23 protein-coding genes are annotated in these 26,091 nt (G+C 50.7%); 11 read left to right on the top strand and 12 right to left on the bottom strand.

All coding sequences use genetic code 11. The features are described 5' to 3' along the window. Nucleotides 1–25: 25 nt before the first annotated feature. Nucleotides 26–1,360 (top strand): SLC13 family permease, encoded by a 1,335-nt coding sequence (locus B2R29_RS02025; protein WP_301179559.1) that lies wholly within the window; start codon nucleotides 26–28, stop codon nucleotides 1,358–1,360. A gap of 99 nt (nucleotides 1,361–1,459) precedes the next feature. Here B2R29_RS02025 and B2R29_RS02020 read toward each other — a convergent pair whose 3' ends face one another. The 3 genes from B2R29_RS02020 to B2R29_RS02010 form a co-directional block, all read right to left on the bottom strand. Further along, nucleotides 1,460–1,732 carry a hypothetical protein gene (locus B2R29_RS02020; protein ID WP_297531869.1) on the bottom strand — a complete coding sequence of 91 codons (273 nt, stop codon included), beginning with the start codon at nucleotides 1,730–1,732 and terminating at the stop codon, nucleotides 1,460–1,462. Between the two features lie 142 nt (nucleotides 1,733–1,874). Then, on the bottom strand, nucleotides 1,875–3,113 hold the full coding sequence (locus B2R29_RS02015) for a DUF3800 domain-containing protein (protein ID WP_301179558.1): 1,239 nt from the start codon (nucleotides 3,111–3,113) through the stop codon (nucleotides 1,875–1,877). Nucleotides 3,114–3,217: 104 nt separating this feature from the next. Beyond that, nucleotides 3,218–3,973: a DUF6602 domain-containing protein gene (locus B2R29_RS02010; protein ID WP_301179557.1), complete on the bottom strand. Its 756-nt coding sequence runs from the start codon at nucleotides 3,971–3,973 to the stop codon at nucleotides 3,218–3,220. 385 nt (nucleotides 3,974–4,358) lie between these two features. Between B2R29_RS02010 and B2R29_RS02005 the strand changes: the two genes are divergently transcribed. The 4 genes from B2R29_RS02005 to B2R29_RS01990 all read left to right on the top strand — a co-directional run bounded on the left by B2R29_RS02005 (nucleotide 4,359) and on the right by B2R29_RS01990 (nucleotide 6,479). Next, complete coding sequence (locus B2R29_RS02005) at nucleotides 4,359–5,036, top strand: DNA-3-methyladenine glycosylase I (RefSeq protein WP_301179556.1); 678 nt, start codon at nucleotides 4,359–4,361, stop codon at nucleotides 5,034–5,036. A gap of 94 nt (nucleotides 5,037–5,130) precedes the next feature. After that, complete coding sequence (locus tag B2R29_RS02000; protein ID WP_301179555.1) at nucleotides 5,131–5,850, top strand: VC0807 family protein; 720 nt, start codon at nucleotides 5,131–5,133, stop codon at nucleotides 5,848–5,850. 112 nt (nucleotides 5,851–5,962) lie between these two features. Next, entirely contained in the window at nucleotides 5,963–6,184 is a 222-nt protein-coding gene (locus B2R29_RS01995; RefSeq protein WP_301179554.1) for a TA system antitoxin ParD family protein, read from the top strand. After that, the gene (locus B2R29_RS01990; protein ID WP_301179553.1) at nucleotides 6,177–6,479 is read left to right on the top strand and encodes a type II toxin-antitoxin system RelE/ParE family toxin; all 303 of its coding nucleotides are present in this window, start codon (nucleotides 6,177–6,179) and stop codon (nucleotides 6,477–6,479) included. Before B2R29_RS01995 ends, B2R29_RS01990 begins: the two co-directional genes overlap by 8 nt. A gap of 3 nt (nucleotides 6,480–6,482) precedes the next feature. Here B2R29_RS01990 and B2R29_RS01985 read toward each other — a convergent pair whose 3' ends face one another. The 3 genes from B2R29_RS01985 to B2R29_RS01975 all read right to left on the bottom strand — a co-directional run bounded on the left by B2R29_RS01985 (nucleotide 6,483) and on the right by B2R29_RS01975 (nucleotide 9,465). Then, entirely contained in the window at nucleotides 6,483–6,884 is a 402-nt protein-coding gene (locus tag B2R29_RS01985; RefSeq protein ID WP_301179552.1) for a PaaI family thioesterase, read from the bottom strand. A gap of 1 nt (nucleotide 6,885) precedes the next feature. Next, nucleotides 6,886–8,328: an exodeoxyribonuclease I gene (sbcB, locus tag B2R29_RS01980; RefSeq protein ID WP_301179551.1), complete on the bottom strand. Its 1,443-nt coding sequence runs from the start codon at nucleotides 8,326–8,328 to the stop codon at nucleotides 6,886–6,888. Nucleotides 8,329–8,445: 117 nt separating this feature from the next. Beyond that, on the bottom strand, nucleotides 8,446–9,465 hold the full coding sequence (locus tag B2R29_RS01975) for an alpha/beta fold hydrolase (RefSeq protein ID WP_301179550.1): 1,020 nt from the start codon (nucleotides 9,463–9,465) through the stop codon (nucleotides 8,446–8,448). 186 nt (nucleotides 9,466–9,651) lie between these two features. Between B2R29_RS01975 and B2R29_RS01970 the strand changes: the two genes are divergently transcribed. Further along, the gene (locus B2R29_RS01970; protein ID WP_301179549.1) at nucleotides 9,652–12,249 is read left to right on the top strand and encodes a DUF349 domain-containing protein; all 2,598 of its coding nucleotides are present in this window, start codon (nucleotides 9,652–9,654) and stop codon (nucleotides 12,247–12,249) included. Between the two features lie 101 nt (nucleotides 12,250–12,350). Here the strand turns inward: B2R29_RS01970 and tusA are convergent, their stop codons facing one another. The 4 genes from tusA to B2R29_RS01950 form a co-directional block, all read right to left on the bottom strand. Next, nucleotides 12,351–12,596 carry a sulfurtransferase TusA gene (gene tusA / locus B2R29_RS01965; protein ID WP_076518202.1) on the bottom strand — a complete coding sequence of 82 codons (246 nt, stop codon included), beginning with the start codon at nucleotides 12,594–12,596 and terminating at the stop codon, nucleotides 12,351–12,353. Beyond that, entirely contained in the window at nucleotides 12,596–13,804 is a 1,209-nt protein-coding gene (locus B2R29_RS01960) for an MFS transporter (protein WP_301179548.1), read from the bottom strand. Before B2R29_RS01960 ends, tusA begins: the two co-directional genes overlap by 1 nt. Then, nucleotides 13,788–14,429 carry a hypothetical protein gene (locus tag B2R29_RS01955; RefSeq protein WP_301179547.1) on the bottom strand — a complete coding sequence of 214 codons (642 nt, stop codon included), beginning with the start codon at nucleotides 14,427–14,429 and terminating at the stop codon, nucleotides 13,788–13,790. The genes B2R29_RS01960 and B2R29_RS01955 overlap by 17 nt, the downstream gene beginning before the upstream one ends. Nucleotides 14,430–14,491: 62 nt before the next feature. After that, nucleotides 14,492–14,962, bottom strand: coding sequence for a GNAT family N-acetyltransferase (locus tag B2R29_RS01950; protein WP_301179546.1), 471 nt, complete (start codon nucleotides 14,960–14,962; stop codon nucleotides 14,492–14,494). 106 nt (nucleotides 14,963–15,068) lie between these two features. On the opposite strand from B2R29_RS01950, the gene rlmF reads away from it, so the two are divergent. Next, on the top strand, nucleotides 15,069–15,992 hold the full coding sequence (gene rlmF, locus B2R29_RS01945) for a 23S rRNA (adenine(1618)-N(6))-methyltransferase RlmF (RefSeq protein WP_301179545.1): 924 nt from the start codon (nucleotides 15,069–15,071) through the stop codon (nucleotides 15,990–15,992). A gap of 378 nt (nucleotides 15,993–16,370) precedes the next feature. On the opposite strand, the gene B2R29_RS01940 is transcribed toward rlmF, so the two are convergent. Further along, the gene (locus B2R29_RS01940) at nucleotides 16,371–17,666 is read right to left on the bottom strand and encodes an acetyl-CoA C-acetyltransferase (RefSeq protein WP_301179544.1); all 1,296 of its coding nucleotides are present in this window, start codon (nucleotides 17,664–17,666) and stop codon (nucleotides 16,371–16,373) included. A 283-nt stretch (nucleotides 17,667–17,949) separates the two neighbouring features. Between B2R29_RS01940 and B2R29_RS01935 the strand changes: the two genes are divergently transcribed. Continuing rightward, entirely contained in the window at nucleotides 17,950–19,368 is a 1,419-nt protein-coding gene (locus B2R29_RS01935; RefSeq protein WP_301179543.1) for a 3-oxoacyl-ACP reductase, read from the top strand. A gap of 86 nt (nucleotides 19,369–19,454) precedes the next feature. Here the strand turns inward: B2R29_RS01935 and B2R29_RS01930 are convergent, their stop codons facing one another. Next, nucleotides 19,455–19,637 (bottom strand): tRNA (uracil-5-)-methyltransferase, encoded by a 183-nt coding sequence (locus B2R29_RS01930; protein WP_076518218.1) that lies wholly within the window; start codon nucleotides 19,635–19,637, stop codon nucleotides 19,455–19,457. 82 nt (nucleotides 19,638–19,719) lie between these two features. On the opposite strand from B2R29_RS01930, the gene hrpB reads away from it, so the two are divergent. The 3 genes from hrpB (at nucleotide 19,720) to B2R29_RS01915 (ending at nucleotide 25,967) form a co-directional block, all read left to right on the top strand. Next, a complete protein-coding gene (hrpB, locus tag B2R29_RS01925; RefSeq protein WP_301179542.1) occupies nucleotides 19,720–22,167 on the top strand; it encodes an ATP-dependent helicase HrpB in 2,448 nt (815 codons plus the stop codon). A 76-nt stretch (nucleotides 22,168–22,243) separates the two neighbouring features. After that, nucleotides 22,244–22,666: a hypothetical protein gene (locus B2R29_RS01920; RefSeq protein WP_301179541.1), complete on the top strand. Its 423-nt coding sequence runs from the start codon at nucleotides 22,244–22,246 to the stop codon at nucleotides 22,664–22,666. Between the two features lie 532 nt (nucleotides 22,667–23,198). Further along, nucleotides 23,199–25,967, top strand: a complete 2,769-nt coding sequence (locus B2R29_RS01915; RefSeq protein ID WP_301179540.1) for a tandem-95 repeat protein — start codon at nucleotides 23,199–23,201, stop codon at nucleotides 25,965–25,967. Nucleotides 25,968–26,091 lie beyond the last annotated feature (124 nt).

Raw genomic sequence — 26,091 nt, 5'->3', positions numbered from 1 at the left:
ATAAAAAGAAAACAACGAGACGTCTATGCCCAGCTCAACACTCATTATCATTGCCAACGCATTACTCTTCGCAGCCATGCAACTCTGGCTACCGTTTGAGCCTGCTGTCGTTGACGGCCTCAGCATATTAGTATTTGTCGCCGTACTCTGGCTCACCGAAGCCTTAGACGTCAGCATTACCGCCCTGCTCGTCCCCGTGCTAGCGGTAGCTCTCGGAGTACTGGACACCACCAAAGCACTCGCCAGTTTTGCCAACCCGATTATCTTTATCTTCTTAGGCGGCTTTGCTCTCGCCTCAGCCCTGCACGCCCAGAAAATCGATACAGCGATTGCCAACAAAGTGCTCGATCTTGCCAGAGGCCGATTTAACGTCGCCGTGTTTATGCTGTTTGCCGTCTCCGCAGGCCTGTCGATGTGGATCAGCAACACCGCCACCACGGCCATGATGCTGCCTTTGGTATTAGGCGTACTGCATCAACTGAATGAAGAAGAGCAGCGCCCCACTTATATTTTTGTGCTGCTTGGTGTTGCCTACTGCGCCAGCATCGGCGGCATCGCTACCTTAGTTGGCAGCCCGCCCAATGCCATTGCAGCGGCACAGAACAACATGACCTTTGCCGACTGGATGACTCTGGCTGGCCCTTTGTCATTATTACTACTGCCAGTCATGCTGGCCGTATTATTTGCAGTTATCCGACCCGACCTGAAACACAGATTTACAGCTGAACACGAAGCCCTAGAATGGACGCAGCCACGCCTGATGACGCTGGGGATATTTGGAGTAACGGTACTCTGCTGGATATTCAGCTCACCGCTGAATAAGTTCCTCGGAGGCCTGCCCAAGTTCGACACCATCATTGCCATCAGCGCCATTATTGCGCTGGGCTTAAGCCGCGTCGTCACCTGGAAACAAATAGAAAAAACCACCGACTGGGGCGTGCTCTTATTATTCGGCGGTGGTATCTGCTTAAGCGCCGTACTCAAAGCGACCGGCACCAGCGTGTTCTTAGCCGATCATATTGGCGACTTCTTACAAGGCGCCCCGTTGATTCTGGTGATTATGGCCATCGTGACCTTTGTAGTATTCCTGACTGAATTCGCCAGTAACACCGCCAGTGCGGCTTTACTTGTGCCCGTGTTTGCCGCCATCGCAGAAAGCTTAGGGATTCCGGCAGTAATACTGAGTGCGTTAATCGCCGTATCGGCGTCCTGCGCCTTTATGCTGCCGGTCGCGACGCCGCCAAATGCCATTGTTTATGGCAGCGGCCATGTCGCACAGAAAGATATGATGCGTGCAGGATTCCGGATCAACCTGAGTTGTATTGTCGTGATCAGTGGGTATGCGTGGGTGGTTTGGTGAGGTTTCCGAAGCGGATGCTATCTAGTTCAACTTCGGTGTCCGTTTTATCGGGGCAAGATCAGGGAGCGATTGATACGCATTGTTGTGTGATCAGCTATATTATTTCCAGTTCCCACCATCACTCTTGCCGTCTTCTGGACCAACGAAAGATGTTACCCTTTCTTCTAGAATAGCCTTTTTTGCTTCAGTTAGTGCTGCGGACTCAGTGGGAAAAGTATCATCCCATACTGTCGAATTATTGAATTCATCAACGATCTCGAGAGCCCACTCTTCATCACCCTCAAGACGGTAAATCTCAACAGATACAGTCCTTCCACCACTCTTCAATTCCTGGGATAGGATCGATAGTTCTAGTTCGGGCTCATCATTCATATACTTTACTCATTAATTAATTTGGTCTTGAAAATAATTCGATCACGACGAAAATCGGAATCCTATTTTCACATAACGCCTTGCTCACCGGAAAATTGGGAGCGCAGCGAGTAATTTTTCCGTGTGCAGCAACTTGTTATATTCATTTTTTCATTTTTCGTAGTTGGTTGGCCACAATTTGTTTGTTGAGTTGTTTTCCTGCCTGCATCTGTTCAGGCGTTATGTCTTGTTGCATTACTTGATGATGCCTCGCTTTAACAATAGCTAGCGACATATTTCTAGAAATAAAATAATCGTCACAATTTTCTAGGATTAAAGCTTTTGTTTGTTTCAGATCTTCGTCGTTAACATCACGCTGAACTAACCATAAAAACAAGTCGGCTACTTGTAACCCGTAGGAGTTCTTAGAGGACTCAAGCTTGAAAGTACCTAGCTCATACTCAACTTCTTTAAACTGTGGTATCCCACCAAACTCATCTTCCTCATAATCTACCCCAAAGAACATGCGATGATATTCCCTCATCGTGCCTTTAAACTCATCACTTTGATCATGTATTAGCTCAGATACGCTAGTACCAAATTTATTGCAAAAGCGATGAGTAGCCGTTAAAAGACTAGAGAAGGCAACAATATTAGGAGTTTGTTTTTTATATGCACTTTTACCTTTGGCTGCAATTAGGGTGAAAATATCTGGGTTTTGAATTGCATATTCCAAGCCATCTGTTACCACCTCGCAGGCTCGCTTATCAAATATATGTGGTGCTCTTTCTAGTAGTATCCCGCAAATTTCAATTAGCCCATCCACATCATCTGCTAGGTAATACTGCCAGAACGCCACATCAACACCTCCCTCCATCATGTCGTCGATCAATATACACAAAGTGTGACGGAACAACTCTGTTGTATACCATAAGGGGTGAACTGCAGGGTTGTCATAACAGTCAAACACAGTGTCTACAAACTTGGTAGGTGATATATATCTCTTTTCAATAGCGGTATAGTGAAACTGCCAGTCGACACCTTCTAAGGCTTTAATTAAATCGATACAGATACTGTTTACTACTGCTTCGCCCAGCTCGTAACCGTGTAGCCTCTCTAAGTTATTCTGATCACAGTAACGTTCGATTATAGGGGCAACGGCGTTATCAATTTCACCAACTGAAAGAATCGCGCCTTGATAATAAATTGGTGATTGCTCACTAAATATACCTTTGCCTGAATTACCAGATTCATCTGCATATACATATGCTCCTGGTTTACCTAAGGCATGGTTTTTTTCTGATGCTTTCCTGCTCACTTTCTTCCTTATTTTTCTACTAACAGACCGATAAGTACAAATATCTGGATACTTTCTTTTTAGTGATTTCCATAAATTATCCATGATTTAGTCTCGCCGCATAGCGTGAATATAACGCCGCGAGCACGCGCGGCTTTGAAATGGAGGCGGCAGCCGCAATGGAAAAGCCGTCGCCGTGCCTGGCCTGGTTATGTGCCTGACTCCACATCTGATACAGGCATGACTCTCTGATCCTCCGCCCTCATGTAGCCACCAGGAGAAAATGGTCTCATAGCTGTTTCCTCAGCTGCTAATGTATTCATAAATCCTGTAATAAAACCACAGAATTCGGAATAAGGTTCGTTCTCATCAGCTGCGAACCCATGCCACCGACCGCCATGAAAGAACCAATAGCCTTTACCCAATACGCACAACACTGTACAGGCGGGGTGAACGGACGATTCGTATTTCAGAAAACGAGTAATTTCACTTCCTGAAACATCTGAGTCAAAAGCAAATAAGACCGCTACAGGTCTTGGGCCTCCATCCTCTATGCTTCCATCGTCCTGGCGCTTCGGATATGACTTTAAAGGCCAAAGTGATTTGAACTTTTTTATTGCATCCTTTATCTGAGAAGCCGTTAAAGTTGACTTAACCTCAAATGCGTAACGGCAGCACTCAACTGGAAAAAATCCAAGGTCTTTATTTATAAGAATAGGTGGCGCGGCTTTCGTCTGGTAAACAATGAGGTCTATTTGGTCAGACTGACTTTGAAATATGTCTATCATTTTCCCGGAACTACACTGAAAGCTATGCGTCAAAAAAGGCTCTACACATTCTTTCAGTGCAAGTTCGCGAATTTGACCTTCTAGGCCATGATGTCCTACCTCTTTCGCCAAATCGTCAGCTGTCTTTTTCGCAGCCGATATTTTATTGACGATGTAATCATAATATCGCGTAGTCAAGATCTCTCCTCAGCACATAACAGTTTGTTAGTGTGCGTGCGCATTTATCCTGGGACACTCTTTCGAGCTTTCCGGGATAACTCTTTGACTCAATTGAAAAATCTTCCATAACTCAAATCTCCCTTCCAGAAAAACGCGCACGCCTGTTATTTCGGCGAGTGCTTGCCTATAAACTTGTAAACCAAGCTGGCAACTCTTTGATTCGATTGAGGTTTACGGTACCCCGCTCTGACAAAACGCGCAAGCACGAAAACAAAGCGTGCGCGCTTTGCTCGAAAAGTCCGAATCATACTGTATGGATAACCATGTATTCTTTACATTCAGAAGCGGTTGCCCATATCATGGCGAGACACTATTTTCTGTTCATTCTTCATAGGCTATTCGCATGCTCTCTTTCAGCCATTACCTCGAACAAGCCGCTGCTCAGCATCATGACTTCGATCTGAAGTTCAAGCATGCAATGAAGCCTGTATCCGCCAAGAAGCTGGCCGCGATTCCCGATGACCGCTGGTTGTCCTGCCTGTCGCAGTGTGTGTTTCAGTCTGGCTTTAACTGGAAGGTCGTTGCGAATAAGTGGCCGCGTTTTGAAGAGGTGTTCTGCAATTTCCGCACAGACGTGTTGGTCATGTGGCCACAGGAGCAATACGAGCAGTTTATGCAGGATGACACCATCATCCGGCATATGGCGAAGATCAATTCGGTGTACGAGAACGCTCTGTTCTTTACGGACCTCCAGCATGAGCACGGTTCAGCGGCTGAGTGGTTTGCGTCATGGCAACCGGAAGATTACGCCGACAACCTGAAAGTATTCCGCAAGCGCGGTAACCGTGTCGGTGGTCGTACCGGTCAAATATTCCTGCGTCGTATGGGTGTGGATTCGCCAATATTCAGTGACGATATGATTCTGGCGCTCACGAGCAAAGGCGTGATTGATGGTGTGCCGTCATCTAAGGCGAGCTGGAAAGCCTTTATGGAGGCCATGTTGCGCTGGCGCGACGAAACCGGTTACAGCCTCACAGAGCTGAGCCAGATTCTGTCCTGGTCAGTCGGACCCAGAAGGTAGAACTCTCATAGCCCTGGCGGGGCGGTAACGTTCCTGCCGTGATCGTCGTATACTCTCGATTGCTTTCTAATTGTGTTTATAAGGTTACTGATACATGTCTGCTCCAAGCTCAAATACGCCTGATCATCAGCCACGTCCGTTTGTCGACCTGATGGTCAGTATTGTGATTCCGTCCATTATTCTGATGAAGTTCAGTGGTGACGAGCATCTCGGCAGTGTGAATGCGCTTTTACTCGGTCTGGCATTTCCTTTGGGCTGGGGCCTGTTTGAGCTGGTTAAGTACCGTAAGAAAAACTTTATTGCGTTACTGGGCATGGTCAGCGTCGGCCTGACGGGTGGTATCGGTCTGCTGGAACTTGATGCTGGCTATCTGGCCATCAAAGAAGCTGCGATTCCTGCCATTATCGGCCTGGCGGTTCTCATTTCGACCCGCACTCGCTATCCACTGGTGCGCACTATGCTGTACAACCCAAGCGTACTGGATGTTGAGAAGATTCAGACTGCTCTTGAAAAGAATAATGCTACGGAAGAATTCGAGAGCCGCTTAATGAAGGCAACGTATTTCTTTGCCGGTACGTTTTTGTTTTCGTCGATTATGAATTACGTACTGGCGAAGTGGATTGTCGTCAGCCCTTCTGGCACCCAAGCGTTCAATGAGGAGCTGGGCCGCATGACGCTGGTGAGCTACCCAATGATTGCGATTCCTTCTATGGCAATGATGCTACTGATCTTCTACTACCTGTGGCGCACCATTCGTCGCCTGACAGGCTTCACTCTTGAAGAAGTGATGGCACCGCATCTGGCGGATAAGTAAAGCCTGACGGGCAAATAGTACACAGTTGCGAAAAGAGCGCGCAATGCAAGTTGCTACAATTGTGGCAACTTGCTACATTTTTAGCCAACAATGAACTCCTAGGTATCCAATCATGGCAACTACCAGTATCCGACTTGATCAAGAATTGGTCGAAAAGGCCACCGTCATGGCCAAAGCTCTAAACCGGACGCCACCCAAGCAAATTGAACACTGGGCTAAGATCGGTGAAATCATGGAGGACAATCCAGACCTGCCTTATGAGTTTGTAAAGCAGGCAATTATCTCTCAGGCTGAAAAAGAAGCCGGCAAGCAGGAAGATTACGACTTTGGCTGAGCCCACTCCCAAAGTCACCCGCGTTTTACAGACGCCCAGTTTCAAAAAAGCAGTTAAGAAACTAAAGACAAAACAGAAATGTGATCTTGATGACGCGGTGAGAGATGTCATGCGCGACCCTTCTATTGGGGAGCAGAAGAAAGGCGACCTGGCCTTCATGCGCGTTTATAAATTCAAGATGGCAAAACAGCTGACTCTACTCGGATACAGCTATCAGGATGGTGCTGTGGTTCTGGAGCTGATTGCTCTCGGTTCTCACGAGAACTTTTATCGCGATGCAAAGCGCAATATCTGAAGCTTATTCCTGGCCGGTAACAATACTCTTCGTCACCCGGGCTGTGGCGATGACTTTCTCATTGGCGCTGGCCGTGACATCCAAAAAACACAACTGACGACCGCGTTTCACGACGTCAGATCGGAAGGTCACCTCATCCCCCAATTTAGCGGGGCGCAGTACGGACACATGAAGGTCGTGGGTAACCGCCTCTTCACTGTCTTCCAATAAACTCAAAAGCCCGGCGTAGGCGCAGACATCGCTAAGCACATAGACCACGCCTCCGTGAAATAAACCGGCTGGATTCACCAGTTCTTCACTGACTTTTATACGAATTTCGCCTTGCCCATTCTCAGACGAGATATCTGCGACGCCCAGAAATTTATGTAACGGGTGATCGAGTACTTTTCTCAGACGTGGGTTCATTTTAATAGTCCGTCACCGGAAAAATGGATTCCGCATACATCTGCAGTTCGTAGATCCACTGCAACTTCTGAGGGTCATCGGCAACACGCTGGGCGGCCTGCTCCAGTATTGGCGCGAACTGCTCGAAGGTCAGGAGTGGTGAGCCTGATACACCCTTCATCAGTCTTTCGATGCGATATTGTTCCCAACGCTCGCGCTCGTCTTCGCTCAAAGTGTCAGCGAAGTTGCGAGCGCGGTAACGGAAGAGCATTTCTTCGCCCCGCTCGTCCTGAAATGGATTCGGATAATCCGCCAGATCCCAGCCCTGCATTCGCTGAATTTCGTCCATTGCCTGCTTGTCAGCATTCGAGAAAAAGCCGTCGTACAAACGGGCATCAACGTCAGTAATCTCAGCAAACTGTCGACCACCAAAGACTTCAGCCATTTTCGCGGTTAATGGCCCTGCATCACGAAGTATCTTCAGGTGCCTGCGCAGGTTGTCGCCGCTGATACTCCAACGCTCGGCCTGATCCGGTGTCAGGGTATTCGCAGGTGCGATCACCGGCGATTTATTGATGTGTATTTCTTTCAACGGCAGGCGCGTCATGCCCTCGGGCATATCTGCGGCTCGGGTGAATACACGCTGCGCGATCTGCTCTGCGGTCAGGTCGTAAAGTTCGGTGGGATCAACCGATAAATCCCAGGCAATAAAGCTGTTTTTGTTCGTCGGGTGCCAGCACAGGGGCGCCACCACAGCCATACAACCCTGCTCTACCGGGTACATGCCTGACACATGCATCAATGGCTTATGGGTGCCGACGTCAATCAGGCCGCCCAGCGTCTGCTTACTGCGATGCTGATATAGATAACGGTATAACTTAGGTTGCTTGTCTTTCACCAAACGTGCCAGAGCAATGGTCGCACGCACATCGGAGACAGCATCGTGGGCCTTGCCGTGATCGAGACCATTAGCAGCCGTCAGGTGCTCAAGTTTAAAGCTGGTCTTACCCAAGTCATTCTTCGGCCATTCAATGCCTTCCGGGCGCAGTGCGTACGCGCAACGCACAACATCAAGCAGGTCCCAGCGGGAGTTACCGCCCTGCCATTCGCGTGCATAGGGGTCAAAGAAGTTGCGGTACAGGGTGTAACGAGTAAATTCATCATCAAAGCGGATGCTGTTATAGCCCGCAACACAGGTACCCGGCTGACTGAACATCTCGTTGATGCGAGCAATAAAGTCTTTCTCTGGGATGCCTTTGCTCTGGCAGTCTTGTGGCGTAATGCCGGTGATCAACACGGCTTCCGGATGCGGCAGGTAGTCATCCGACTGACGGCAGAATATTTCGACCGGTTCTTCAATTTCATTGAGGTCTTCGTCGGTGCGGATAGCAGCAAACTGCGCTGGGCGATCCCAGGCTGGGTTTGCGCCAAACGTTTCATAGTCGTACCAGACGATGGTGTTCACTCAATGCTCCTGTATGCAGATCAAAACGCTAGTTTACCGATTATACGGCACGCATAAAACAAAACCCCCGGAGGATGACCTTCGGGGGTTTTGTCTTTGAACAGATCGGACAGCCGCTTACCAGCCTTTGCGCGGATTACCCGGTACGATCCAACCCTGCTCTTCCTTACCTGGAAGTTGGGGCAGTTCGCCGAACATCAGGTAGTAATGCGCATCGCGCGAAGACTGACGTGGCAGCTCTTCCATTGGCAGGTGGCCAGTCACTTCGTACGAAACAAAAGTCATGTTCGGCAGGTGTGTTTTGAACTGCTTCATCACGCGCTCAGGCGTCCATTCGTCATCCTCACCCCACATCACGAGTGTTGGTGTCTGGATGTACTTAATACGGTCGCTTTCGTTGTTGCCTTCTTCCAGTTGGTCTTCCATGGTACGGGCAACGTCGATAAATGCGGTGCGGTTGCCCTTACGCAACATCATGTCCTGATTGCGACGGACAATCTCGTCGGTGACCTTTTCATCATCGGAGTACATTGACTCAATACGATCACGGACTTTACCGCGTCGTAGTGTCCAGGAATTGAGGCCAGCCAGAACAGGAATGGTGTTGTAACCCAATACCGGATGAACCTCCTGATCAAAGCCGGTGGAGTCAACGAGTACCATGGAGTCAACACGCTCTGGGTATTCTTTGGCGAAGTTCCAGGTAATGAAACCGCCGTATGAGGCACCAACCAGCCTTACGCTGTCGAGGCCGAGCTTATCCATGAAGGCTTCAACTTTGCCCATCATGTACTCAACGTCGTATGTTTCGGTTTTCGGGTCCGGGCCAGTCAGGCCGTGTCCAGGGAGATCAAGGCGGATAACGCGGAAGTCGGTCGCCATACGGTCAACCCAAGCGTCCCAGACATGCAGAGATGAATGTTCGCCATGGAGCATCAACACGGCTTCATCGCCAAACCCCTGATCGGTGTAATGCATCACAAGACCGTCGACAGCGGTAAATTTAGAGCTTTCGTCGGTGTACTTTTCAGTGAGTTCAGAGAGCGGGCGAGAGCCCAGGCCGAAGTAAGCACAGCCTGTAGTTACAACAGTGGTTGCGACCATACTGGCTACCAGCAGCAGCTTGATGAGTTTCATCGTGATCCCCGGATCTTATTATTGTTGTCATATTACTAATACTAGTCTCGTTACCTTACCACAGCTTTACTGGGTCGTCTCGCCTTCTGCATCAATCTGCTGCTGACTCAATTCTGCGCTTCCCCTCTGCTGGTATGACGTTAGAATGATCATCCTTTTCGAGAACATTTGTTGTAAGCGAACTTCATGGCTCTATTCAAAAAGTTATTCAACAGGGACAAAACCCGCAACGCGACCGACACTAAGAAAGCGCCGGCCGCGAAAACTGGGCGTCAGTTAATCCTCAGCGAGAAAGACAGCGATCGCCGTCTGGTGCTGATCAGAGAAGTAACCGATGAGACTGAGCTGGAAGCTCTGATCCGTGAAGCGGACAAAGAGACCCGTCAGCAGATTGAAGCCGTCTGGCTTGAGCGTCTCGCACCGTCAGGAACGCTACCCTCTGGCGCGAATGATCAGGTACTGACCCGTATCGCATCACTGACCCGCGATGATGCATTGGCGAAGTCTGCCATCGCCGCCATTGGCGACGAACCAGCTCGTTTGGCCCTGGCCAAAGAGCATCCCCTGGCCCGCGTGCGTCTGGCTGCGGCAGAGACAATTACCTCCGCAGAGGCGCTGCACGATTTGCAGAAGCATGCACAAGGCAAAGACAAGGCCGTTTACCGGCATTGCAAAGACGCCCTTGCGGCACTCAATGCCGAAGATGAAGCCCGCCAGAAGGTTCAGGACAAGATCGACTACATCCGCAGTAATGCAGAGACTCTGCTGCGCCTGGGCTTTGGCCCTGAGTTTACCGGCAAAGTACAGATACTCAGTCAGCGTTGGCAGGATTTGAAAGAGTCCACCGAGGGCTTTGAGACAACGGATATTCCTGCCCTGCTGGAACAACTCGAAGCAATCCTTACGGCGAAGAAAGAAGAAGAGCAAAAAGCCGCAGCACTCGAAGCTGAACTGCAGCAAGCGACTGAACAGCAACAGCGCATTCTTACTCACCTGAAGGATGTACTTGAGAGCATCAGTGATGATTCGACAGCAGAAAGCCTGAAAGAAACCCTGCTCAGCGAAGAAAGTGCCTGGGCAGCAGCCACGGCCAAGCACTCAGCATCAGCAAGCCAGCAAAAGCAGTACGATAACGCCGTTGCCGAAATTACTACCGCAGCGGCAGCCCTGCAGTACCTCGATGAGCATGACGACATTAAGGGTGAACTCTCTCCGGAGCAGGCCCGTGAACACCTTCCGCATCTTGCCTGGCCACACAGTGCCAGTGCTCCGGCATGGCTGACAGCTCTGAGAAAAGTGGCCGGTGAAAAGCCGAAAGCGGCAAAGCCAGTACCGGAAAAACAGGATGACAGCGAAGCCCGCGCTAAAGCAGAGGCGCTTATTGAAACGCTCGAAAACGCACTGGAAGCAAAGGTCGTTGCAGACGCTGCCAACGCGCTCAAGCAGATTCATCGTTTGAACGACAAGCTGACGCAAAAGACACAGAACCAGATGCAGGGCCGCCTTCGTCTGCTGACCAATCAGCTGAACGAACTCCGCGACTGGCAGGGCTTTGCTGTAACGCCGAAGAAGGAAGCCCTGTGCGAGCAGATGGAAGCCTTAATCGACGCCGATATTGCGCCGGACTTACTGGCCGAGCGTATTAAAGAGCTTCAGACCGAGTGGAAATCTCTTGGCCACTCGAATGACCGGGATCTGTGGCAGCGCTTCCAGGAAGCCTCTGACAAGGCCTTTGAGCCGTGCAAAGCTTATTTTGCAGAACAGGCTCAGCAGCGTGAGAAACTGGTATCACTGCGTAATCAGCTTACCGAAGAGCTACGCCATTACGAAGCCAACATGGACTGGGACAGCGCAGACTGGAAAACGGTGCAGAATACGTTGAATGCCGCCCGTGATACCTTCCGCTCTTATTCGCCGGTTGATCGTGCGTCTCACCAGAAAACCCAGAAAGCATTTAACGACGTCTGCGACGCGATCTATGCGCACCTGAAAGCCGAATACGATCGTAATTTAGATCAGAAGCGTGCTCTGGTCAGCGCTGCTGAAGCGGCTGCGAACAGCGACGATATGAGCGCAGCAGCAGACACAGTGAAGAAAATCCAGCAGGATTGGAAATCCGTCGGCGTGACGCCTCGTGGCCCGGACCAGAAACTCTGGAGCCAACTGCGCAAGCACGCAGATTCTGTTTTTGCTCAATTGAATGACGCTCGCGACGCTCGCAAAGCTGAAATTAATGAAACAGTCGCCAGCGCTGAAGCGATCGTTGAAGAGGCAAAAGCGAACACAGAAGATCAAGGCGTTGCTGCGATCAATGAAGCGCGTGAAAAACTCGCAGCCATAGAGCTTCCTAAGGGTGCTCACGGGCGTCTTGTTAAATCGCTTAACGACATTGAAGAGCGTATTAACTCCGCACGCAGCGCAGCTAAAGCCGCAGAAGAGCGTGGTCGCTGGGATACTCTGCTGGGGTTAATATCGTCGAATGAGAAACCTGAATCTGACGCTGCTCTGCCTTCGGGCATTGAGGCTTCCTGGTTTACTCAGGAAGCAGGTGAAGTCGATGCGAGAAAACTTTGCATCACCATGGAAATCATCGCTGATGTGGAATCACCAGTAGAAGATAAGCCTTCACGTATGGAGCTTCAGGTTCAGCGCCTGGCAGAGGGCATGGGAAGAAACCTGAGCAAAGAAGAAGAACGCAATGCGCTTATTAAACAATGGCTGACTGTAGACGCTGAGCAAGTTTTGACTGAGCGTTTTATTACGGCACTGAAAGCTGTTATTTAAAAAAAATAGGAAACAGTGAGCTACTCACTGCTAACTGAATAAAAACTGGCCTCTCACAGGCCAGTTTTTATTTGTGCCGAAGACCACTATTCTTGCCCTTGCTATTCTTCCTCTTCGGCGCCCTTCACGATCAGAAAGCGATACTCGCCATCCACTTCTTCATTCACCAGCATCTCATGACTGAGAAACGCACAGAAGCGCGTAAAGTCACGCACGGTTGAAGGGTCTGTTGCCAGTATCTGTATGACTTCGCCGATCGCCATTTCATTAATTTCTTTATGAAGCATCATCACCGGCTCTGGGCAAAACAAACCACGGGCGTCGAGTGTACGGGCAATATCAGTCATTATGATCCTCGGTATTGGAGAAACAGGCCACGGCGACTCACCATCACGACCAGTACGATGGCCGCAGCACATAATAGCGCAGCGACACTGAAATGGCCGACGTAGCCAAGCTGCGTCGCACTATACCCCGACAACGCACCAGCGACCATTCCCGTAATAATGACTACGCAGCTCTGAAAGGCATAATCCGCGCCCTCTGAGTGCTCGCGGCAGCGATCCATCATGACCGTAAACAGGGCTGCAGTGGCCATACCACCCGCCACGTGTTCTGCAATCACGGCCAGCCAGATCGTAAACATATCACCTGCAGAAATCAGGGAGTAACCAAGCATTGCGACAGTCTCAAAGAGAAGGAACAAGACTAATGCATAGGCTCGGGGCATCCGGCCGGTCAGCCAGCCTCCCAACAAGGCGCCAGAGAGCCCCGCAAGGAATCCGCCAATGCCGAGCAAAGCTCCCATCTGCTCAAGTGTGACGCCCAGGTCAGACAGGTAAGGCCTGATCATCTGAGTCCCGAACGCATCACCAAACTTATAAAGCGCAATCAACGCCAACCATAACCACGGACCATCGAGACGAAAGAAACCAGACCACTGCTTCCAGACGCCCTGCTCTGCTTTGGTATGAGCTCTGGGCTTCCAGAAATACAGCGGCAGACTGCCGACAAACATCAGAGCCGCGACAGACAGCAACGAAAACTGCCAGCCCAGATGATTAAAGAAAGACAGCAGAACGCCACCGGCCAGCACCATGCCGACGCGATAGCCACCTACCTGAATACCATTCCCGAGACCACGCTCTGCAGGTTTAAGATTCTCTACAGCCACCGCATCGGTGGCGATATCCTGCGTCGCGGTTAATAGATTCACTGCCATCAGAACAAGAGCAAGCGCCAACACGCCATCACTGGTCAGCCAGGGCAAAGGAACGAAAGACAGTGCGATTAAAACCAGCACAGCGGTGTGGTTCATTGCCAGAATCCAGCTGCGACGATACTCGCCGGGAATGATGGAAACCCGATCCAGCACTGGCGCCCAAATAAACTTCAATGCCCAGGGCAACGCCACCAGAGACATTAACCCAATCGATTTAAGATCGACGCCCTGCTCTCTCAACAGCACCGGCATCGCCTGACCAAAGAAGCCGTGGGGTAAACCCTGCACCAGGTATAACGAAATCAGGGCGAACCATTTAAGAGGTGAGTTCATTCATTAACCGCTTTTCATAAATTGTTCTGATGACTATTAAATCCGTAATCACAAATGAAACCAGAAGATGCAACCACATCCATGGAATAACTCGCCTGCTGTGCTCAGAGTTGGAAAGCCACCGCTGTCGCCACTGAATTTCCATTGGGGTCGGCGCATAAGTTACCCGCACACCATCACAGCTGACGACTTCTGCTGTGACTCCATGCCCTCGATAGATCTGCCCAGCTATAAACGCGGAAGCCCGACATTGCTCTTCCAGAGTTGAGTCATCTCTGGCATTCACAGTTGCAAGCATGGACGTTTGTTTCTCTAATGAACCTGCAAGAACCTTATTTACATCGAGTTGCTCGTACATAAGATGCAGTTTAAAGCCAAGAAATGACGGGTAAACAAACGTGACGACCAACCAAAAAAGGGAGCCTACGACCCTGTAGTTTTTGTTCTCGTACGTCAGATAGAGGTGACGCATAAAGAGTGCAGTCGCGAAGGATATCCAGATCACCCAAACCATAAAGGTAATATCAACCAGCCCTGATCCTCCCCAGAGAGAGAAAGCACAGCAGACAATGAGACCTGACAATAATCCTGTCGCTTCGATTCGGTTCACTCTGGATAATTTCACTGAAGGCTAACCCTGATGAAAATTGACCCGAAGGTCAGTATCACTGTTAAGAATTTGATACTTCATTCCTCTGTAGAAAGTATATAAGTTCTGAATTTTCGTCCCATCCATTCACTCTCTTTTACTTCTTTCGCCATCTTTTCAAGTGCACGATATTTACGGCGGGTCTCGAGTAGATGAAACACTACCTCTTGATGACCAAGCTCCCGAGACCAGCGGATCATATCCCTGAAGACCCTTAAGCCTGAGCCCCAGTACGAACTTGAGAGGATAATCGCAAGTTCAGCGCCTTCGCCATCGGGTTGTATGCCACACCAGCCTGCAATATTACCATTGACCAGTATTGCACGGACACGATACCCATTCGCTGCATCTATTCGGGTTTTCTCCATAACCCAGAATTCTAGGGTTTCTTCAGTAAATTTTGGATGATCCACGAGGTGTGCTCTGAGTTTCTCGTCGTTCATCAAATCCAGCAGTACTGTTTGACTGACCTCTCCGAGAGATGCGTAGGTTACAACCTTCTTGTTCATTCTTTATATCCTGTGTGGATGACAGCATTGCACAGCCAAAGGAAAATAACGCTCCTGGCGGTATACTATGTCGCTAACCTACGGCAATTGCTTACGAACCTCAGATATGAGCCTCTTAACCACGAACAAGAATGATGGCAAAGGCCTTCACCCGCGTAATCTCCATAATCGTAGATACGACTATGAAGTCCTGATCAAAACGCGACCTTCACTCAAAAATCATGTTGAGTCAGGCCCTGAAGGACAAAGTACCATCAACTTCTCAGATCCGCAGGCGGTAAAGGCGTTGAACGCTGCTATCCTTGAGCAGCATTACGGAGTAACTGGCTGGGATATACCCGGAGGTGCTCTCTGCCCTCCAATTCCGGGCCGAGTTGACTACATTCACTACATTGCCGACCTACTGGATTCGATAGAGCCCGATAAGAGTATACGCATGCTGGATATTGGCACCGGAGCAAACGGGATCTACCCGCTTCTGGCGAGCAGCGTTTATGATTGGGAATGCGTTGCGACCGACATCAGTGAGGCTTCATTAGATAACGTCGCGAAGGTTTTAAAAAGCAACGCGGCTTTGCAGTCTCGCATCAGTCTTCGATTACAGCACGACAAACACAAGATGTTTGAAGGCGTCGTTCTGCCGCAAGAGCAATTCGACGTGTCGGTTTGCAACCCGCCTTTCCACGCGTCTGCTGAGGAGGCTCTGCGCGGAAGTCAGCGAAAAGTCGCCAATCTAAATAAGGACAAAGCAGAACCGAATAGCAAGCCTCTGCTCAACTTTGGCGGGATGGAAAACGAACTCTGGTGCAACGGCGGTGAAGCACTCTTTCTGAAAAAAATGATTAAAGAAAGTAAACAGTTTGCTTCCCAGGTTCGCTGGTTTACCAGCCTGGTATCAAAAGCGGAAAACGTGAAGCCACTGTCAAAACTTGCGAATAAAGCAGGCGCAACAGACGTTAAGGTCATTGAGATGACGCAGGGCAAAAAGCAGACCCGTATTCTGGCGTGGACGTTTCAAGCGATAGGTTGAGCGAATTGATTGATCGCGAATAGCCTCCGGCTGAATCGCTCCTACAGTTCAGAGGCCGTCGTGATGTAAGTGAATGATCAGAGCACCGTAGGAGCGCTTCAGCCAGCTTGCCTGGCTATGCGCGATATTTCTCTGCCCAGACCACAGCAGATACCAACTCAGGACCGTGTACCGCACGGAAGCGGTACCCGAGCTTCCAGGGATGATTAACAGCGTGTCCTGAGGTGGTATCTGCTGAGGGCTATTATTCCGCTAAATGTCAGCTCACGCCGCTATCGGGAATAAGATTCCCTCCTACAAGCTCCCCCAGAAACGAAAAAGCCCCGCGTTGCGGGGCTCTTAATGAAGCGTTACGAGCGAAGCGCAGTAGCTCCGAACTTACTTCTCAACGATAGCTACAACGCCCTGACCACCTGCTGCACAGATGGAAATCAGGCCACGACCAGAACCTTTCTCGTCGATCATTTTCGCCAGAGACGAAACAATACGACCACCGGTCGCTGCGAATGGGTGACCTGTTGCAATAGAAGAACCATTGATGTTCAGCTTGCTGCGATCAATGCTGCCCAGTGGCTTGTCACGGCCCAGACGCTCTTTACAGAACTTCTCGTCTTCCCATGCTTTCAGAGTAGACAGTACAACACCCGCGAACGCTTCGTGGATTTCGTAGAAGTCGAAGTCCTGCAGAGTCAGACCAGCGCGGTCCAGCATGCGAGGAACTGCGTATGCAGGCGCCATCAGCAGGCCTTCTTTCTCTTTGTTACCGTCTTTGCCGAAGAAATCGACAGCAGCAGTTTCGTAGAAAGAAAGATAAGCGCGTACTGGCAGGTTGTGCTCTTTCGCCCACTCTTCAGACGCCAGCAGTACACAAGATGCACCGTCAGTCAGGGCTGATGAGTTAGCAGCAGTCAGAGTACCTTTACCAGACTTCTTATCGAATGCAGGCTTCAGTTTCGCCAGCTTGTCCATGTCTGGTTCGCGAGCCAGGTTGTCTTTTTCCAGGCCCTGGAACGGAGTCACCAGATCATCGAAGAAACCACGATCGTAGGCAGCCAGCAGGTTCTTGTGGCTGTTGAATGCGATTTCGTCCTGCTCTTCGCGGGTGATGCCCCACTCTTTCACAGTGATCTCAGTGTGATCACCCATAGACAGGCCAGTACGTGGCTCGCCGTTACGAGGAATCAGAGGTGCCAGGTGCTTAGGACGAATCTTAGCCAGCTGCTTCAGTTTGTCCTTGGTGGTCTTCTTGCGGTTCGCTTCCAGCAGGATCTTACGCAGGCCTTCGCTTACGCCGATCGGTGCATCAGAAGTGGTGTCAGAACCACCAGCGATTGCTGAATCGATGTGACCCAGAGCAATCTTGTTAGCCGCCATCATCAGTGCCTGCAGACCAGTACCACACGCTTGCTGGATGTCAGTTGCTGGCGTTTGTGCGTCCAGAGCAGTGCTCAGTACACACTCACGAGTGAGGTTGAAGTCACGGCTGTGCTTGATTACAGCGCCAGCGATCACTTCACCGATACGCTCGCCCTGCAGGCTGTAGCGGTTTACCAGACCATTCAGTGCTGCAGTCAGCATGTCCTGGTTAGAAGCATAAGAGTACGCAGTATTAGAACGTGCGAAAGGAATACGGTTGCCGCCAATAATAGCGACGCGACGAACAGTCTGTGTCATGTCTCAATCCTGTCGGTGTAAAAACGGGAGCTTGTATAAAACTTGCCTATATAACGGCAGAACGCAAAATATCACAATATTCTGCCCAGTGCTGCGCAAGTCTATCGAACCAGCAACTGGCAGCATTGGCTGAAGTGACATAAGACCGTATGCCTGAGGTCAATTTCAGGGGTTATTAATGTTGGTCTAATCTGTTACCTTCCGGCGCTGTACATCGTGCCGATGTGATCCAAGTATCAACTCCCGTAACCCAAACGCATGTAAGAAACGAACGGAACGGACCATGAGCAACTTTTACGAAACAATGTTGAACAACAACCTGGGCCGCAGCCTGCTGAAAAACGTTGGCCTGCCTACCCCTATCGAACTGAAGCGCTACAACCCAAATCAGGAAACTTACTTCGAAGGTAAGGTTCTGGTTGGTACCAGCAAGGGCGGTGCTCTGCTGAACGATCTGATGCGCAACCTGAAAGAAGCGAAAGCGACTGTTTACTTCCCAGCGGCTGCACAGACTGCTGCTGACATCCTGGCCGCTGCCGACAAAGCAGGCGTTCGTGCTATTGGTGTTGAAACCAAGAAAGGCATGGCTGAAAAGTTCGACGCTCTGGTATTCGACGCTTCTGGCTTTGAAAGCGGCGCTGACCTGAACCAGCTCTACTACTTCTTCAACCCAGTTATGCGTCAGCTGAACAGCAACGGTCGCGTTATCGTTCTGGGTCGCCCACACATGAAAGCAAAGACTGGTGAACAGGCCGCAGCAATGCGTGCACTGGAAGGTTTCACCCGTTCTGTTGCTAAAGAAATCGGTAAGAAGTCTGCAAACGCTACTTCTGTTTACGTCGAAGAAGGCGCAGAAGCGAACATGGACTCTGCGTTCCGTTTCGTTATCTCTGCTAAGTCTGCGTACATGGACGGTCAGGTTCTGACTGTGTCTAAAGCTGACGCGAACACCTACCCAGACTGGCACAAGCCTCTGGCTGGCAAAGTTGCTCTGGTGACTGGTGCAGCACGTGGTATCGGTGAAGCAATCGCCCGTACTCTGGCTCGCGACGGCGCTAAAGTGGTTGGTCTGGACATTCCACCAGCAGAAGCAGATCTGAGCCGTGTTATGGCTGAAATCGGCGGCGAAGTACTGCTGGCTGACATCTCTTCTAAAGAAGCGCCTCAGCAGATTTCAGACAAACTGAAAGAACTGGGCGGCGGTGACGTGATTGTTCACAACGCAGGTGTTACCCGCGACAAGATGCTGGCGAACATGCCTGAGCACTGGTGGAACATGACCATCGACATCAACCTGCTGGCTGAAGAGCACATCAACGATGCACTGATCGCCAACAAAACCATCAACAAAGGCGCAAGCATCATCTGCGTATCTTCTATGAATGGTATTGCTGGTCAGCTTGGTCAGACCAACTACGCAGCGTCTAAAGCAGGTGTGATCGGTTACGTTCAGTACATGGCGCCTGAACTGGCTAAGAAAGGCATCACCATCAACGCAGTAGCTCCTGGTTTCATCGAAACTCAGATGACTGACGCTATTCCGTTCATGACTCGTGAAGTTGGCCGTCGCCTGAACTCTCTGTCTCAGGGCGGTAAGCCAGTAGACGTAGCAGAAACCATCGCGTTCTTCGGTAACCCGGCGTCTAACGGCGTTAGCGGTAACGTGGTACGTGTATGTGGTCAGTCTCTGGTTGGTGCGTGATTACGCAGAATACTAGACACTGAAACGAAAAAGCCGGCAATTGCCGGCTTTTTTGTGTCTGATACTCGGTCAAATTATTAATCCATTCACCGCTTCTTTTTCGCTTTCTTCTTACGTAAAAAATCTTTCACGGGCGTCTTCTTCGTAGGCAGAGCACCTTCAAAACGCTTGCGCATCTCTTCAACTTTTTCTTCTTTGTCTTTGTGTGAGCGCTCTGCACGGTGCTTCTCACCCGCTTTTGCGAAATCTACTACTTTCGAGTCTGCCAACGCTGCCTCCGCTGAAGCCAATAACGATGATGACCTTCATGCTATCATCAAGGTCTTTCAGTTCCAGTAGCAAAAGAGTGCAATGTCCACAGTTTTACCCATTGATGCGGTTCTTGACGACCTGAAAGCCGCACTCGCAGTGAATGCCAATACGCTGCTGATCGCTCAGCCCGGCGCCGGTAAAACAACTCGCGTCCCTCTGGTTCTTCTTCAGGAAGAATGGCTGGCTGGAAAGAAGATCCTCATGCTCGAACCTCGTCGGGTTGCTGCACGTAATGCCGCAACCTTTATGGCAACGCAATTAAATGAAAAAGCCGGCGGCACCGTCGGTTATCGTATGCGCCTTGAAAGTAAGGTATCGGCAACGACGAGGATTGAAGTGGTCACGGAAGGTATCCTTACCCGTATGCTTCTGGATGATCCGGAGCTTTCAGGAGTAGGCCTGATTATCTTTGACGAATTCCATGAGCGGAATCTGGCCTCAGATCAGGGCCTAGCTCTGTGTCTTCAGGCGCAGCAGGTGTTTAATCCTGAATTAAAGCTGCTGGTGATGTCGGCCACGCTGGATGCCCCGGAGTTGTCGGGTCTGCTGGACGCACCTGTTATCGAATCGGAAGGTCGCACGTTTCCGGTAGAAAACCATTACCGCCCTCCCCGCGATGCCAATGAGCGTTTGGTGCCTCACGTTTGTCGAGTCATAGGTGAAGCCCTGCGCGATACGGAGGGCGATATTCTGGTCTTTCTGCCGGGCGCAGGCGAGATCAGCCGGGTGCAAGAATCGCTGGCTGGCACCATAGACAATATTCTGATCACCCCACTACATGGCCAACTCAGTGATAAAGACCAGAAAGTCGCGCTGACGCCTGATTCTGAAGGTCGCCGCAAAGTCATTCTCTCAACAAACATTGCTGAGAGCTCGGTGACGATTGACGGAGTGCGCACCGTAATTGATTGCGGGCTGGAAAAACGCGTTCGTTTTCGCGCAGTACTTGGGATGCAGGAGCTGGTCACACAGGACATCTCCCAGGCCAGTGCTGTCCAACGTGCAGGCCGTGCCGGACGACAAGCCCCCGGTGTCTGCTACCGCCTGTTTACCGAAACCAGTATGCAGCAACGTCCTGCCCATATCCGCCCGGAAATTAGCGGTGCTGATCTCGCGCCTCTGCTGCTGGATCTGGTGCAGTGGGGAGCGTCTGCCGGCGAACTCGACTGGCTGACACCGCCTCCTACAGGGCACCTGAATCAGGCAGCTGATCTACTGAGTACCCTTGGCATTCTGCAGGAAGGTCAGCTGACCGGGCATGGCCAGCAATGCATGCAAACCGGGCTGGAGCCACGACTGGCCAATATGCTTATCCGGGGAGCCAGCGCTGGCATGGCCACCGCCGCCTGCGAGCTGGCAGCACTGCTGCAAGAGCCTGCGCTGCTGCGCCAGCAGGACGATATCGAGCGGATCATCCACCACGAACGCGGTTCACCGCGTTGGAAAGCGCGTATTGCTCCTCGGGCACGGCGATTGGAGAAATCGCTGCCCAGTAAAAGCGCAACGAGCGCCCATGCTGACACTGGATTTCTGTTGGGTTGCGCTTACCCAGACAGAATCGCCCAGAAACGCAGCTCAGACACCCAGTATCTGCTAGCGTCGGGCGCAGGCGCTGCGCTCTCTGACCACAGTCCGTTAACGGGTCAGGCGTGGCTCGCCTGCGCTGATATTGCCGCAGGACAACCCAACCGTATCCGTACCGCGGCGACGCTTTCAGAACAGGCGCTGTCGCAACTCACCGAGCTCCATCCGCACATGCTCAGCCGCCATATCGACGCGCGCTGGCTCGATAACGGCCAGCTTCAGACAGAAGAACAGCAGTGCCTCGGTAAGCTCGTGGTGGAACGTAAAAAGCTCGACTCCATGAGCGCTGACGACTGGCAGCAAGCCTGGCGCGACCTGATCAGCGCGAAAGGACTCAACATCCTCAACTGGGATGACAGCGCGACGACATTGCGTGCACGCATGCAGCTTGCCCATCAGCACGATTCAAGCGCGTGGCCGGATGTCTCAGATGAAGCACTACTGCGCCGGCTCGACGACTGGCTGATGCCGTTTTTAAATAGCGCACGGAACCTGCGCGATCTGAAAAAACTGAACCTGAACGACGCACTGCTCTCAATACTGGAATGGAACCAGCAACAAGCGCTGGCATCACTGGTACCGACGCATATTAAAGTCCCCAGCGGATCGAATATCCGCATCGATTACAGCCAGAACCCTCCGGTGCTGGCCGTCAAACTGCAAGAAATGTTCGGTTTTGAAGGCCAGCCGTCCATTCTGAATGGTCAGCTGCCACTGATGATTCATCTGTTATCACCGGCACAGCGCCCTCTTCAGGTCACTCAGGATCTACCCCATTTCTGGCGGCACACGTACGCTGAGGTACGCAAAGATATGCGCGGTCGCTACCCGAAGCATCCCTGGCCGGAAGACCCGATGTCGGCGGAAGCGACCAGATTTACAAAACGCCGACCTCAATCATGAACTGTCGTACAGTATTTGAACGAAATATCGGATACAATGCGCCATAAAGATTATAAAAAAACGATGGAGGGACCCCATGCGACAGCTCATATTGGCTGCTGCCATCATCATTGCCGTTCTTTCTGCCGTCTGGTTTACCCAGCCACGGCTCAGCGAAAATCTGAATAACCCATCGGATGCCGTAACAACTGAAAATGAAACGGCTGATGAAACCAGCAGTACTGCAGCTACTCCAGATTCAGCCTCATCCAACGCACACAGTGATCATGACCATGATCACGACGGCGAACTTCCCGCCGAGCTCGAGGAGTACATCGAAAGCCAGCGCATACCCGCCAGTGAAATACCGATTACCGTTCATGGAGATGGAACTGCAACCGCCCACACCGGAAAACAATACTCAACTGTGATGATGATGATCATCGATGAAGATGGCACGCGTCGAATGGTCGAGCGGCAAATTACCCCTGAAGGAACCGTGGTAGTACCCAATGAATAAGTTTTTGAGCCTTTTATTCTTGATTGCCTGTAGTGCACAAGCTGACATTATCATCGTGAATCAAAATGATCCTGATGAGGGCCTGAACGACCCCTCTGAACGCACTCCAATAGGTGGAAACACGGGTGAGACTCTGGGTGAACAGCGACTCAATGTTTTATTTGAAGCTGCCCGTATTTTAAATGAGAGCCTGGATATAAAATACGATGTCCACGTCGGTTCGCAATTTACAGTTCTACCTTGCTCAGACGATGGTACGGTATTGGGTCAAGCTGGAGCTTCTGACTATTACCTGGATTATTCAAATGGGAGCGTAGTTCCATATGCGCTGGCAAATCACATACTCGACAGAGACCTGAATGGCTCTGGGCTAGAAATTGACACCCAGTTTAACAGCGCGCTCGACAATCAAAATGGCTGTACGGCCGGTTTGAGTTGGTATTATGGTTTTGATTCAGCGCCAGATGACAGCACATCATTTTTAAGCGTTGTCTTACATGAAATAGTTCATGGAATGGGATTCATCGGGTTAATGAGATCGTCTGCGCATGCTCCTTTCAGCTGGCCTGATGGTAAAGAAGGCTTCAGCCTGTTATCTAAAAATCTCGGACGCGCAGGCTTATCAGCTACGTTAGACGAGATGACTCGCGGCCAGCGTATTACCGCAATGACATCTGGCGACAGACTGACGTGGAAAGGCGATTCAGCCAATAACAAAACCAGCAATTATTCTAGCGGCGTCAATCAGAATGAAATTCAGTTTTACGCACCTTCCAGTTTCGATTCTGGCTCTTCCCTGTCCCACTTTGATGTTGACTTAGCACCAGACGAGCTCATGGAGCCGATATACACTGACACTTTCTCTGATATCGGACTGTCGCTTGAAGTATTGATCGACATAGGCTGGTCGCCAAATCCGGATAACCTTCCGAACTACCCGCCCGAGTTCACAGAAGTACCCACACAGTCGACAACTGAAGACACCTCTTTCGATGTCGAACTCAGTGCTACAGACATCAACGATGATGAGCTGACCTATCATGTTTCAAGCGTTTCTGCGGGCTTATCAGCAAGTGTCAGCGGAGCAACTTTAACTGTCTCACCCGACGAGAATTTTTTTGGTGAAGGCTCTGTTACTGCTTCCGTTTACGATGGTGAAAACACTGTGACAACCAGCTTTAGCGTGACTGTCACACCAGTGAACGATGAGCCAGCGATTTCTGAAGTTGCGGATGTCACATTCCCTGAAGGGGATACTGCTTCCTTAACGATCTCAGTGTCAGACGTCGATAATGCCATGAATGAATTGAGCGTCACGGCGACAACGACTAACACAGAGCTTGGTATGACCTTGAGCGATAAAGAAATCTCGTTTACTCCAGACGAGAATTACTTCGGCCAAGGTGTCGTAACCGTGACTGTAAGTGACGGAGATAAACAAAGTAGTCTTAGCTTTAACGTCACAATCACCAACATTAACGACGAACCGGTGCTTTTGACGGAATCACACCAAACATTAACAGAAGACACCCCTCTGACACTGACACTGACTGCAGTGGATTTGGATGGTGACGCTCTGACCTACTCAATACTGGGAACTCGTCAAGGTGTCAGCGCAGCCATCAGTGGAGCAGAACTTACAATAACTCCCGATGAAAACTTTAATGGTAGCTCAACACTGACTGTGATCGTCAGTGATGGAATCGCAGACCGTGGAACTGCGATCAGCCTGACAGTTACGCCAGAAAATGATGAGCCGGTACTCGACGCTATAACAAACCGCTCTTTCGAACAGGCATCGGGCGCAACGATTGCCCTCAGTGGTAGTGACGTCGACGGCGACGCTCTGAGTTTCAGTGTGGAAAGTCTTAACCCGGAACTAGTAACCGCTACCGTCGAAGGAAGCACACTGGTACTGGCTGCCGCCGATGAGTTCAACGGCAGCGCTACAATATCGGTAAGTGTTACTGACGGTGAGTTATCAGACACAAAAACCTTTATTGCAACTGTTATCGACGGGACCGAGCCGTCTCCCCTATCCATCCTGGTGAATGATCAGGTCGTAGCATCTGGCTCGCGAATTGAAGTGGATTCTCTTTCAACCGTAGAGTTCGAGGTATCAGGAGGTAACGGACAATACAGCTTTGAGGTTTTCTATCAGGGTAACCGCCCTGACCTTCTTGAAGGGGAAGGTAATCGCCGTGAACTTAGACTGCCGACAGCCGGTGCCTTTGCTGGTGATTACCTCATTACTATCGACGACGGTCTGGCGAGCGTAGACGAGGCAACAGTTACCCTAAGCCGACCTTTACTGCTTACTCCTTCAGTTACTCCTGTGATGGCGGGATCAAGTCAGGCCAGACTGCTCGCAACAGGCGGCACTGTTGGCTCGGACGTGACCTTCTCCGTAGACAGTGGCGAACTACCTGAGGGCAGCACTGCCCCGGTATTCACTGACAATGAGGGCGGCACAGTCATTACTGCAACTGCGGCGGATAACTCTGAAGCTAACAACCCGGCTTCTGTTCATATCGATGCAACAAATGCCACCCCTGGGCTATACGCAGTAGAGGCTAGCGTCAGTTCTGCGCCAGCCGCGTCGTTTGACTTACAAGTCGTTGCGAGAAATCAGGTAATGTTCAATGTCGTAGATAGTTCAGGTATTGGATTAGAAGCCCTGGTTACGGTCGATGACGAGCGCACAAATGCATGGGGCATAGAGCAATCGGTAATGACAACAGACGATGGTTCGGCAGAGCTGGCTCTGCCAGATACCAGTCTCAATCTGACCGTGAGCAAAGAGGGATATAACTCCAAGATAATCGAGTATCAGGGCTCTTCTCAAGTGACAGTTACCCTCGAAGTGTCAGATGGATACTACCGATTGACTGGTCTGGTTACCGCAGAAGGATTTGATTTCCGCTTTATACGCCCTGAACTGAAGCTGACCATGTCGGATGAATCAGTACTATCGATCCGGCCGACAACAGTCGCGGATAATCAGGTACAGTTTGAATGGATCGGTGACGTTCAGGAGCTTTCTCCACAGACACTGACAGTTAGCCACCGAAGTGCAGATGCTGTGGAAGTGACTTTGCGACCTGACCTCGGAGAGGAGGAGGTTTCCATCTCTCTGATCGGTCCCGATGTGGCCCCGGCACCGGGCAACGATGACAATGAGTCCGGTCAAACAGATTCAGGCAATAGTGACTCCGGCGGCAGCTCTGGCGGCGGCAACGCAGCCTGGTTGCTTGTAACGGCAATGGTATTGATTGGTCGCCGTCGTCTGAAAACTTCCTGATAACGCCCGAAAACAGTGTCTCTGTAACACAGAGACACTAACAACACTTACATGGATTAACGGAAACGCACTGGTGTGCGTTTCCGTCCCAGCTACTCTGTGATGACAGTACTCTGCAGGTAGC

The sequence above is a fragment of the Thalassolituus sp. UBA3500 genome (assembly GCF_002377545.1).
Lineage (GTDB): Bacteria > Pseudomonadota > Gammaproteobacteria > Pseudomonadales > Oceanobacteraceae > Thalassolituus.
The sequence above is the reverse complement of the archived record's forward strand: the minus strand, read 5'-3'. Positions and strand labels throughout refer to the sequence as shown.